Raw genomic sequence first — 11,739 nt, forward strand, 5'->3', positions numbered from 1 at the left:
TCCTCACCAGAAGTCGGGCAGGCTGTAACGGAAGGTGTTGGTCTGGTGCCAGTGGTGGTTGCCGTCGACCCAGGTGGCCACGCCGCGCAGGAAGCGCGTCGCGGTCGGGACGGGACAGGCGACGGTCAGGGCGGCGAGTTCGGCCTCGAAGTCACGCATCAGCTCGTTGTGGACCTCGACCGCCTTCAGGTACGCCTCGCGGTCGGAGGTCCCCTCCCGCTCGGCGATCACCACCGGCAGGTTCAGGTGCCGGTCGGGACCGGCCAGTTCCTTGGTGTACGAGTACAGGTCGTTGACGATGGTGGTGGCGTTGGAGGCGAGTGCGATGACCCGCTGGAAGGCGGGCTGGGCGTGCAGGTCCATGGGCAGCTCGTAGCCGCCGACGGCGTCGGTGATGGTGGGACAGGGGCGGAAGTTGTTGAACTGCCGCATGGCCAGGTACTCCCACACCTCGGGGGTGTGGCCGCTCTGGTCCCAGGCCGCCTCCGCGAGGTACCCCAGGTGCAGCCGGGCCATGTCATGGCGGAAACGGTCCGCCTGGGAGGGCGTGGCCAGTTCCAGGAAGTGGTCCATCGCGGAGCGGTAGGCCCTGCGCGGGGCGTCCGCGTGGAGCGACCCGGCCCAGCCCGGCTGGTACTCCCTGGTGGTGTGCACGGGGTCGAGGGCGGTGTGCGCGAGGAGGAGCCGGGCGCCCAGTCCGTCGGGCGAGCCGCCGTGGTCCTCGCAGTAGCAGTCGTCCACCGCGTTCTCGGCGACCATCAGCCGGGCGGCGGCCATCAGATGGTCGGTGGTGGGCGCGTCGGGGTGGCACACCACCATGTAGCGCCCCACGCGGAAGCCGTCGAACTGGTCCTCCCACTCGGGCGGGTACAGCTCGACCTCCTCCAGCGCCCACTCCTTGATCCGGCGGCCGACCTCGGCGACCCGTACCGGATCGGGCTCGGCCACCGGGTGGTGGTACAGCCCCGGGATCGGACTGCCGGGCTCGGGCCGTCCCTCCGGCGGCCCGGCCGTCTCCGCCGGTGCCGACGGCGCGGGCGCGACGCGCGGGGCCGGGTACAGCGCCGTCGTGCCCAGCCCGCTGGGGCCGCGCAGCAGCCGCTCCAGCGCTTCGGGGGTCACGGCCGCACCACCGCGTTCGGCGCGGGGCCCCGCCGGGGCGGTCCCGGCCGCGCGGGGGATTGCTCAGGACGCGGCATCCATCACTCCTTGGGTGAGGTGGGTCGGGTGGAAGGCGTGCCCGGTGGGCCCGGGGGACCGGGCGCGGGCGGGCCCCCCGCCGGGTGGCCCCGGAGGGTCCCGTGGGGCGCGGGACCCGGTGCGCGGGGGCCGGGCGGAGGCGTGGGGCGGGTGGGTCGGGGGACGCGGCGGGGACGGGAGCGGTGGCCGCGTCCGGGTGGTGCGGTGGGACGGAACGGGACACGGGGCACGGTCGGCCTGTCCGGGGTCCCGGCGTTCGAGCGGGCCTTCCCCGTACCGCGCGACACCTCGGGGTGGCGGGTCCGGCGGCGTCGCGCTCGGGGGCTGCGACCGGACCGGCCGGACGGGGGGCGGCAGCCCGACGCGACGGTCGAGCCGACGGGGCGGCCGGGCCCGGGCGGAGGCGGGCCGCCGGGGGGCGGGGAGCCGCGCTCCGGGGCCGGGCCCGCCGGACGGACCGGATCAGCGGGGGCTGCGCGCGATCTGCACGTTCTCCAGGACGCCGAGCGCGTCGGGGACCAGGACGGCGGCCGAGAAGTAGGTGGTGACCAGGTAGGAGATGATCGCCTTGTCGTCGATGCCCATGAACCGCACCGAGACGCCCGGCTCGTACTCGTCGGGCAGCCCGGTCTGCTGGAGGCCGATGACGCCCTGGTTGTCCTCGCCGGTGCGCATCACCAGGATCGAGGTGGTGTTGTCCTCGCTGATCGGGATCTTGTTGCAGGGCAGGATCGGCACCCCGCGCCAGGCGGGGACCAGCTGGCCGCCGAGGTCGACGTGGTCCGGGTAGAGACCGCGGGCGTTGAACTCCCGGCCGATCGCGGCGATCGCCCGGGGGTGGGCGAAGAAGTACTTGGAGCCGCGACGGCGGCTGAGCAGCTCGTCGAGGTCGTCGGGGGTGGGCGCGCCGCCGGAGTGGGGCTGGATCCGGTGGTGGAAGGCGGCGTTGTGCAGCAGGCCGAACTCGCGGTTGTTGACCAGCTCGTGCTCCTGGCGCTCCCGGAGCGCCTCGACGGTGAGCCGGAGCTGTTCCTCCGTCTGGTTCATCGGCTTGTTGTAGAGGTCGGCGACCCGGGTGTGGACCCGCAGCACGGTCTGCGCGAGCGAGAGTTCGTACTCGCGGGGCTTCAGCTCGTAGTCCACGAAGGCGCCGGGCAGTTCGGCCTCGCCGGTGTGACCGGCCGACATGGCGATCTCGGCCTCGCCGAGCCGGTTCTGCCGCTGGCTGGGCAGCGCCCGGTACTCCCGGATGTGCGCCTGGAGGGCGGGGGCCCCGGCCAGCACGGCCTCGAAGTCGGCGCGGGAGAGGGTGAGGAGCGTACCGGCGGTCTCGGCGACGGCGGTGTACTGCCAGGTGGCGTCCTCGTCCAGCAGGGCGTGCTGGCCGAAGCGGTCGCCGTCGGCCAGGACCGCCACCGCGGTCTCCCCGCCGTACTGGCCGGTGGAGGTCTGGTTGATCCGGCCGTGGGCGATCAGATGGATCTGCTCGGCGGCGGTGCCGCGCTCGACCAGCACCTCACCGGCGCGGAAGTCCCGCTGGACGCAGCGGGCGGCGAGGGCGGTCAGCACCTCGTCGTCGTCGAAGCCCCGCAGCAGGGAGAGTTCGCCCAGCTCGTGCGGGATCACCCGGACCTCGGCGCCTTCCTGGACGAAGTCGATGCGCCCGTCGCCCACGGCGAAGCTGAGCCGCCGGTTGACCCGGTAGGCACCGCCGGAGACCTCCACCCAGGGGAGCGACCGGAGCAGCCAGCGGGAGGTGATCTCCTGCATCTGCGGGGCGGACTTGGTTGTGGTGGCGAGGTTGCGGGCCGCCGCCGTGCTGAGGCTTGACTGCGGGCGCTGTTCCTGGGGCTGCTGGGTGCTGGTGTCCACGGTCATGGTGCTGGGCTCTCCTTCGGAGGGCGGCGAGCGACGTTCGCGCACGTCACAGGGGTAACGGAAGGGGAAAGGAGACGACTTCCGGAACGGCCGTCCGGATCCGTTGAGAACCGTATGGCCGCCACGTCGGTTCAGCCACTCGCACTAAGGGTGCGTCCCTCGATCCGGTGAACTTGACCCTGATCGCCGTTTGCTTCTGGATCATGCGGTTCCTGTGAAGATTCGAACTGATCACCGCATCTGGCGATCTGTCCTGCCCCAAAGCCCCCTTTGGTCACACCCGTTGACGTCATCCCGTGGGAGTGATCTCCCGGCCGGTGTCGCCTCCCCGCGCGTTCGGGGAGTTCCGGTCGCGCGCCGGTTCATCGCGCGGCGGCCGTCGTACCCACCCGTCACCGGCGGCCCTGCCCTCGGCCGCGCGTCGCCGCGGCCGGTTCCCTTCCGCCGGGGCGGTCCCGGGCTCCGGGCGGCGGTCCCGTCCCGTTCCCGCTTCGGCGGTTGTCGCGGTCGGGGTGCGGCGGAAGCCCGGCGCGTTCGGGGTGCGGCGCAAGCCCGGCGCGTTCGGGAAGGGGATCAACCGGCCTTGTCCGCGCGGAAGGCGCGCCGGTAGGCGGCGGGGGTGGTGCGCAGGGCCTCGTGGAAGCGGCGGCGCAGATTGACGGCCGAGGAGAGGCCGACCCGGCGCGCGATGGTCTCCACCGGCAGGTCCGTCTCCTCCAGCAGCGCGCGGGTGGCGGCGATCCGCCGGTCCAGCAGCCAGCGGCCCGGGCTGATGCCCAGTTGTTCGGTGAAGCGACGGGTCAGCGTGCGGGACGAGACCCGTGAGCGGAGCGCCATGTCGGCGACGCTCACCGGCTGGTCCAGCCGTTCGGAGAGCCACTCCAGCAGCGGGGCCAGCGAGTCGGTGACCGGTGGGGAGGCGAGCGGTTCGGCGTACTGCAGCTGGCAGCCCTCGCGGTGCGGCGGCATCACCATCCGGCGGGCGACCCGCATCGCGTACGCGGCGCCCTGGTCGGCGCTCACCAGGTGCAGACAGAGGTCCACGCCCGCCGCCGAACCGGCGCTGGTGGCGACGTCGCCGTGGTCCACGTAGAGCACCGCGGAGTCGACCTCGACCCGGGGGAACCGGGCTGCCAGCCCGGCGGCCTGGGCCCAGTGGGTGGCGGCCCGTCGTCCGTCCAGCAGCCCGGCGGCGGCGAGCACGAAGGCGCCCGAGCAGACGCCGACGACCCGCGCGCCCCGCGTGTGCGCCCGGCGCACCGCCGCCACCACCGCCGACGACACCTCGGTGCCGTCCGGCTGCTGCCAGCCGGGCACCAGAACGGTGTCCGCGCGCTCCAGCGCTTCCAGTCCCTCGGTGACCAGCATGTCGTAACCCGTCTGGGTGCGTACCGGACCGGGGTGCTCGGTGCAGAGGCCGAAGGAGTAGCGGACGGGGATCGCCGGGCCGTGGTCGGCGAACACCTCGGCGGCGCAGGCCAGCGGGAAGGTCGACTGCGGGGGCTGGAGCAGGGCCACCACCCGGTGCGGCGCGAGCGCCGGGGGTTCCGGCAACGAACCAAGCGTCATGGCCCGAAAGTACTCCATCGCGTCGTTCATGACACTGGTCCGGCCGTCCGGTCCGGCCGAGCATCGGTCTGTGACCACAGCACAGCCCCAGGCCCAGAACCAGCCACAGTCCCAGTCCCAGTCCCAGTCCCAAGCCCAAGCCCAAGCCCAAGCCCATCGTGCCGGAGCGGCAGACCCGGCCGGTCCGGACGGCCCGCCGCCGGTCCGGACGCCCGCCCGGCCCCCCTTGTGGGACCGGCGGTTCACGCTCTACTTCATCGCCCGGGCGGTCTCGCTCTTCGGCGACGCCATGATGCCGGTGGCCACCGCGCTCGCCGTCGGCGCGCTGTACGGGGTCTCCGGCGTCGGTCTCGTCCTGGGCGTCTGGACCGGGACCTTCGTCCTGCTCGTCCTGTTCGGCGGGGTGTTCTCCGACCGGTTCGGCGCCCGTCGGATGATGATCGGCGCGGATGTCGTCCGGGTCCTCACCCAAGGGGTGCTGGCCGTCGCGTTCTTCGTCGGTGAGCCGCCGTTCTGGCTGCTGGTGAGCATGGCGGCGGTGGCCGGAGCGGCCGTCGCGATGTTCCTGCCGGGAGTGAACGGGATGGTGCCGCTGGTCGCCCGCGAGCCGCAGCGGGCCAACGCCACGCTCAAGGTGGCCGACGCGCTCGCCCATCTGCTCGGCCCGGCCGTGGCGGGTCTGCTGATCGCGCTGACCAACGCGGGGACCGTGTACACGATCGACGCGGGCACCTTCCTGATCAGCGCCCTGTGCCTGGCGCTGATCCGGCTCGCCCCGGTCGGCACCCCGGTCGGCGGGTCCGGCGGCACCCCGGCCGGTGGGCCCGACGGCGCTCCGGACCGCACCGGCCCCGCCGCCCGGACCGGCGGCGCGCTCCGCCGCGATCTGCGACAGGGCTGGCGGGAGTTCCGCGCCCGTACCTGGATGTGGGCGGTCATCCTGATCTGGATGGGCTTCGGCGTGCTGCTCTTCGGCCCGCTGGTGCCGCTCGGCGCGGCGCTGATCGGTGACCGGCTCGGCGCGAACGCCTACGGTCTCGCGGTCTCCTTCCTCGGCGCCGGTACGGTGCTGGGCGGACTGCTGGCACTGCGGCTGCGTCCCGACCGGCCGCTGGCCGCGGGGACGGCGGCGATGGCGCTGTACACCGTGCTGCCGCTCTGCGTGGCACTAGACGCGGGGCTGCCCGCGCTGCTGGCCGGGCACGTCCTCGGCGGTGGCGCCCTGGCGTTCTGGTCGGTGATGTGGGCGACCAGCGTGCAGACCCACACCCCGCCCGCGGTGCTCAACCGGGTGAGCGCGTACGAGCTGGCCGGATCGGTGTCCGGCATCGCGCTCGGTCAGATACTGGCGGGACCGGCCACCGCGCTGGCCTCCCCGGACCGGCTGCTGCTGATCTCGGCGGGCGCCTGTCTGGTGGGCTGCGCCGCGCTGTTCGCGACCCCGGCGGTCCGTACGCTGCGCCGCGCCACGGCCACCGGCACCCATGCCGGTGGGGGCGGTCGCGCCCGGGACGGTGGCCAGGACCGGGACGGTGACGCCGTCCATGGCGAAGGCAGCGGTGACGACGGCGCGGACGGGGACGCGCATGGGGACGGGAACGCGGACGGGGAGCGTCACGGCGGCGGGCCCGGGGAGGTACCGGACCGGCACCGCCCGGCCGGGCGCCCCGGCGGCTGATCGGGACCGGGCGGTCCGCGCCCGCTGGGCAAGCGCCGTCGTACGCTGCCCCGCATGATCGCCAAACTGCAGTGCGTGGTGCTGGACTGCGCGGACGTCGTCGGACTGGCCCGGTTCTACCGGTCGCTCCTCGGCGGCGAGGTGAACCGGCCGGACCCCCGGTGGTCACTGGACCGGGACTGGGCGACCCTCCACACCGAGGGCGGGCCGGTGCTGGCCTTCCAGCGGGTGGCGGACCACCGGCCCCCTCGGTGGGGGGATCCCGCCCGGCCCCAGCAGTTCCACCTCGACCTGGAGGTCGAGGACCTGGACCGGGCCCGGGAGGAGGCCCTGGCCGCGGGTGCCGTACCGCTGGACGACGGCGACGGCGACGGCGAGCGGGGGTGGCAGGTCTTCGCGGACCCGGCGGGGCACCCGTTCTGCCTCGTCCGGCACTGACCGGGGACACGGCGGCGGTGCGGTGCCCCCGGTCCGATCCGGACCGACCGGACCGGACCGCGTCATGGCGGGACGGGGCACCTCGGGACGGGAGCGCCACCGGGACCGGGAAACCGTTCGGACGGGGATCCGTCCCGACAGGGCCGTCCTCTCCTCCCCAGCCGCCCGGACCCGCGCCCCGTCGGCCGTCCCCACGGACTCCCCGGTGGGGCGCGGCGCACCGGCCAGGATCGCGAACCGGGTGGGCTTCCCGGCGCCCCCGGGAGCGGTGACCAGCGGCCGGTCCCCTCCGCCCGGGGCGGTGAGGCCGACCGGGCAGCGCGGCCGTGCGGCGACCACGAGGCCCGACGCCCGCGGCGGGGGCGCGCGCTCGGCGCTCCGGTCCGCCGACCCCTGGGATAAAGTGCCGGGCGGAAGCGGCCCGTGTACAACGAACCGTTCTGCCGGGCCCGCCCCGGTCCCCCGCACCCCGCACACCCCGGCGACGTGTCGCGTCGCCGCGAGAGTTTGGCTCAGATGTCGCTGCTGGAACGGTCCGCCCCACCGCGGAGTCCCTCCGCTCCGCACGGGCTCCGGGGCTACGCGCGGGCGATGGCGGTGCTGGCCGTGGCGAAGCTGTCCGGACTGCTGGTGCTGGTGTGCTGGTCCTCGTGGAACGGCAAGAGCGCGCTCACCCTGTTGTCCGCCCGGTGGGACTCGCTCTGGTACGCCGGGGTGGCCGACCGGGGGTACGGCTCCACGGTCGCCCCCGGTGACGGACGCGTTCTGTCGGACCTGGCGTTCTTCCCGCTGTTCCCCGCCCTGGAGAAGGCCCTGTCCCAGGTCCTCCCCCTCTCCCCGGCGCACGCGGGACTGCTGATCAGCGCGGTGTCGTCGCTGGTCGCGGCGGCGGGGGTGTACGCGCTCGTCGGGATGTTCACCGACCACCGGACGGCCCTGCTGACGGTGGGCCTCTGGGCGACGGCACCGGTGAGCGTCGTGCAGAGCATGGCCTACAGCGAGTCGCTGTTCACGGCCGTCGCCGTCTGGTCCCTGTGGTTCGCCCTGCGGGAGCGCTGGCTGGCGGCGGCCCTGCTCGCCTGCGCGGCCGGGCTGACCCGTCCCGTGGGCGTCGCCGTCACGCTCGGCGTGTGGTGCGCGGTGGCCCTGGCCGTCCGTCGACGGGGATGGAGCCGGGCGAAGGCCGCGGCCCTGGTGATCTCACCCGCCGGGCAAGCCGGTTACGTCCTGTGGGTCGGCCTGCGGCGGGGGTCGCCGTTCGGGTACCTGGACGTCCAGTCGGAGTGGGGCAACGGCTTCGACGCCGGCGCGGCGTTCGGACGGTTCGCGGGCTCGCTCGCCCTGGCCCCTCCGTACGTCGGCGGACTCGCGCTCCTCGCGGGGGTCGGGGTCGTGCTCTGGGCCTGCGCGCTGGGGTTCGTCCAGCGGTACCCCCTGCCCGTCCAGGTGTACTCCGGTGTCGTCGTCCTGCTCGCCCTGGGTTCCTCGGGGTACTTCGGCTCCAAGCCCCGGCTGCTGCTCCCGGCCTTCACCCTGCTGCTCCCGGCCGCCGTGCTGCTGCGGGACCGGAGCCGGGCGGTGCGCGGCTGGGTGCTCGCCGCGACCTGTCTGGTGTCCGCCGTCTACGGGGCGTTCTGGCTGAACGGGCCGGGCCCTCCGTAGGAGCCGGTGGAGCAGCGTCCGTCCGGCACCCCGCGCCGGACGGACGCCCGCGCCCCGGACGGACGCCCGCGCTCCGGCTGGACGGCGCCCCGAGCCCGTGGGCGCGCCGGGCGCGTTTCCCCGTGACCGGCGGCGCTCCGTTCCGGCCCCCGTCACGACTCCGGTCCGGCTATCCCGGCGCGTCGGCCAGGCAGGACCGCAGCCAGGTGACGAGGCCGGGGTCGTCGAGGGCGTCCACCCACCAGTCCGCCGTCTCCTCCCGCCCGGGCCCCGCCGGGGGCCCGCCGACGCCCACGACCCTCAGCCCGGCCCGGTGGGCGGCCTCGATGCCGGTGAGGGAGTCCTCCACGGCGAGGGTCTCCGGACGGTCCGCGCCGCACAGGTCGGCGGCCCGGGCGTAGAGGTCGGGTTCGGGCTTGGGCCGGAGTTCCTCGTCCGGGACGACCAGGTGGTCGAAGTGTTCCAGCAGACCGCTGCGGCCGAGGCTCGTCTCCACGACGGCGGCCGGGCAGTTGCTCGCGACGGCCAGCGGAAGCCGCCCCGAGAGCAGTCGGACCAGTTCCGCCGCGCCGGGCAGGGTGACCGGTTCCGCTTCGGCCAGGTCCGTGAAGTGGCCGAGGAGCGCCCGCGTCAACGCGTCGGCGAGGTCCGGCTTCCCGGTCTCCTCGGCCATCAGGGCCCCGCACTCGGTGTAGTGGACCCCGGCGGCGCGGTCCGCGAAGTCGGGGGGAGCCTTGAGCCCGAAGTCCGAGAAGGCGCGCAGCCGCGCGGACTGCCAGTGGGACTCGGTGTCCACCAGGGTTCCGTCGCAGTCGAACACCACGGCGGCGGGTACCGGGGGGAGGAGGTGGAGAGCGGTCATGCGATTCCCTTTCGTGAGGAGAGCGGTGTCCACGGGAGGGGCCCGGGCAGGCATGAGGTGCCGTTCGGCCTGTTCGGGGGTGACGCGAAAGGGGCGGGGGAGGCGCGCCTCCACGAGACCGCAGGTTCTCCCTCCCGCGGATTCCGCTTGACCGTACGTGGACAAAAGCGGAAGGGGGAAGACGGAAGCGTTCCGGGAGGACCAAGGAGAAACGTTCCTCTTGATCGACCGCGGACGAAGCCCGTCGGCATGACGAAATGTCAGGGACTCTTCAAGTCAAGGCGGTTGTGAAACAAGTGACGAGAGTGGGGGGTGCGGCGGAGGTAGGCGGCCCGGAGGCCCGACCCGATCCCGTGATTCACTCCGAAGTGGGCGTGTCGCCGGGGTCGTCGGCTACGCCGTGGCGGCCAGGAAGGGGAGCAGCGGCAGGGCGACGACGACCGGTGGATCACTGAGCGCGGGAACCCGCAGCCGGACCCGGAACCGGGTCGGGGAGCCCCGCCGGGGAGCCCGGACCGCGCCGACGAGCCGTCGCTCGCCCGTGGGGTCGTCCAGGGCGTCGGCGACCCGGGTGTCCCGGTCGAACCAGACCGCGAGGACCTGGTAGCCGCCGTCGTCGGGCGGTCTCAGCCGGAGGGGACCGGGGGTGGTGGACACGGCGCAGCCGAGCGGACCGTCCTGGGGCACTCCGTGCGGGAAGAGGCCGGTGAACAGCACCCCTTCGCCGGCGGGCCGACCGACCACCTCACCGGTGATCACCCCGGGCCGCCCCGCCCCCCGGTCGGCACCGGACTCCGGCGCGACCCGGGCACAGGCGTCGGCGACCTCGCCGATCGGCCGGTCGCCGTACGCGTCGACCAGTAGCTTGAAGCGGCTCGGAGGCATCCCCACCAGACGGGTGAACTGGGTGGTGAAGGTGCCCAGACTGGAGTAGCCCACGGCCGTGCACACATCGGTGACCCGTGGAGCGCCACGGATCATCATCCGCTGCGCCTCGGCCATCCGGAGGGCCGCCAGGAAGCGCGCGGGCGTCACGGCGGTGACGCTGCGGAAGACCCGGTGGAAGTGGAAGGGGCTGAACAGCCCGGCCTCGGCGTGGTCGGAGAGGCACTGGACCTCACCGAGGCGGGCGCTCATCCGGCGGACGGCCCGTTCGACGGAGGCGGTGCGGTGGTCCGCCGGGGAGGACGGCGCGGCGGTCGCCGGACGGGTCGGGAGACCCGTCGGGGTGTCGTCGTGGACCGTCATCCCCGCTCCCGTCCCCCTCCCGCGCGGGCCCGACTGGGCGCCGGGTCCGCCGTCACGGGCGGTTCACCCCGGGCCGCCGGAACCGGCGCGGGCCGCGGCCGTCTCCAGTGAGGCCACCCAGGCGGCGGCGAAGCGGCCGCGCAACTCCCGCGCACGCTCCGGCGGCAGCCCGAGCCGGGTCCAGCCGTGGTGGACGAAGGAGAGCCGCACGGCGTCCGTCCCCACGGGGGCGAGATCGACACGGCAGGCCGACCCGCGCTCCGCACCGGGCACCTCGACCGTGAAGACGAGTCGCTCGTCGGGCCGCAACCGCCAGTCGTGGAGCGCGAACCGCCGTGGCCCCTCGTCGTCGACGACGAAGAACCACGCGGGCCGGAACCCGTCGACGGCGACGGGCAGCCAGTCGAAGACGGCGGGGCTCCGCAGGGGTCGGTACGGGCCGCCGGGCAGATCGACCGCGCCGTCGATGTCGTCGCGCCACTGGTAACGGGTGTCGCGCCCGGAGTCGAGGCAGTCGGCGAGGCGGGAGAGGAAGTCGGTCCATCCGTCGAGGAGTCGGGCCGCCTCGGCCGGGGCCCGGGTGTCGTCGTGGTCCTCGACGGTCAGGACGCATCCGCCGCTCCGGCCGTCCCGGCCGTCCCGCGCGGGCCGGAGCGTCCAGTGGACGGACTGCCGCCTTCCGACGCCGAGGAAGCTCCAGTCGAACACGAGGGTCCGTCCGGGGACGATCGCGGTGGGGCGGAGGGTGAAGAAGTCGCCGTCGCCGAAGTCCAGCCGGTTCTCCGCACCGAGCCGAGGGGGCGCGGCCAGATCGCCGAACCAGCTTGCCACGAGCGGCGGTTCGGTGAGCATCGACCACACCCGGTCCGGGGGGTGCGTCAAGTCCAGGGTGACCCGGACCCGGTCCTCCCGCACCTCCCCGACGGGCACCGCCCGGGAGTGACGGCCAAGGCTGTCCGACATCGTTCCTCCGATGCTCGACGGGGCCGGGTGACGCGCGTCCATGGGCTATCGCCCATCACATCACTTTCATATTATGTAGTCGTTGGGCGGTGTCAACGACACCCATCCCTCGATCTACATGCTCTGTCCGCGCCATCTGTCTGCCCATCAGATCCATTTCAGTAACTCTTACATGAGTGATCACCTGAAAGGAACGTGCGCACCCCGTACGCCACGGCTCGCTCTTCCCGGTTCCTCCGTC

The 11,739-nt window shown here is 74.0% G+C and carries 8 protein-coding genes and 1 pseudogene; 3 read left to right on the forward strand and 6 right to left on the reverse strand.

The annotated features are described in order from the left end of the window. Nucleotides 1-3: 3 nt before the first annotated feature. The 3 genes and pseudogenes from ACVWNX_RS02965 to ACVWNX_RS02975 all read right to left on the reverse strand — a co-directional run. Nucleotides 4-1,110 (reverse strand): annotated as a pseudogene (locus ACVWNX_RS02965) (family 2 encapsulin nanocompartment cargo protein terpene cyclase); the annotation flags it as partial. A gap of 552 nt (nt 1,111-1,662) precedes the next feature. Beyond that, nucleotides 1,663-3,078 carry a family 2B encapsulin nanocompartment shell protein gene (locus ACVWNX_RS02970; RefSeq protein ID WP_454412281.1) on the reverse strand — a complete coding sequence of 472 codons (1,416 nt, stop codon included), beginning with the start codon at nt 3,076-3,078 and terminating at the stop codon, nt 1,663-1,665. A gap of 573 nt (nt 3,079-3,651) precedes the next feature. Then, the gene (locus ACVWNX_RS02975; protein ID WP_454412282.1) at nt 3,652-4,647 is read right to left on the reverse strand and encodes a GlxA family transcriptional regulator; all 996 of its coding nucleotides are present in this window, start codon (nt 4,645-4,647) and stop codon (nt 3,652-3,654) included. 70 nt (nt 4,648-4,717) lie between these two features. Between ACVWNX_RS02975 and ACVWNX_RS02980 the strand changes: the two genes are divergently transcribed. From ACVWNX_RS02980 to ACVWNX_RS02990, 3 genes are all read left to right on the forward strand, one after another. Then, on the forward strand, nt 4,718-6,325 hold the full coding sequence (locus ACVWNX_RS02980; RefSeq protein ID WP_454412283.1) for an MFS transporter: 1,608 nt from the start codon (nt 4,718-4,720) through the stop codon (nt 6,323-6,325). Between the two features lie 54 nt (nt 6,326-6,379). Next, nucleotides 6,380-6,763, forward strand: a complete 384-nt coding sequence (locus tag ACVWNX_RS02985) for a VOC family protein (protein WP_454412284.1) — start codon at nt 6,380-6,382, stop codon at nt 6,761-6,763. 591 nt (nt 6,764-7,354) lie between these two features. Next, on the forward strand, nt 7,355-8,425 hold the full coding sequence (locus ACVWNX_RS02990) for a hypothetical protein (protein ID WP_454412285.1): 1,071 nt from the start codon (nt 7,355-7,357) through the stop codon (nt 8,423-8,425). 169 nt (nt 8,426-8,594) lie between these two features. Here the strand turns inward: ACVWNX_RS02990 and ACVWNX_RS02995 are convergent, their stop codons facing one another. The 3 genes from ACVWNX_RS02995 to ACVWNX_RS03005 form a co-directional block, all read right to left on the reverse strand. Further along, nucleotides 8,595-9,287 (reverse strand): HAD family hydrolase, encoded by a 693-nt coding sequence (locus tag ACVWNX_RS02995; RefSeq protein ID WP_454412286.1) that lies wholly within the window; start codon nt 9,285-9,287, stop codon nt 8,595-8,597. Between the two features lie 393 nt (nt 9,288-9,680). After that, nucleotides 9,681-10,535: a helix-turn-helix transcriptional regulator gene (locus ACVWNX_RS03000; RefSeq protein WP_454412287.1), complete on the reverse strand. Its 855-nt coding sequence runs from the start codon at nt 10,533-10,535 to the stop codon at nt 9,681-9,683. Between the two features lie 63 nt (nt 10,536-10,598). Then, a complete protein-coding gene (locus tag ACVWNX_RS03005) occupies nt 10,599-11,498 on the reverse strand; it encodes an SRPBCC family protein (protein WP_454412288.1) in 900 nt (299 codons plus the stop codon). Between the last annotated feature and the right edge of the window lie 241 nt (nt 11,499-11,739).

This window comes from Streptomyces sp. JNUCC 64 (genome assembly GCF_054484115.1).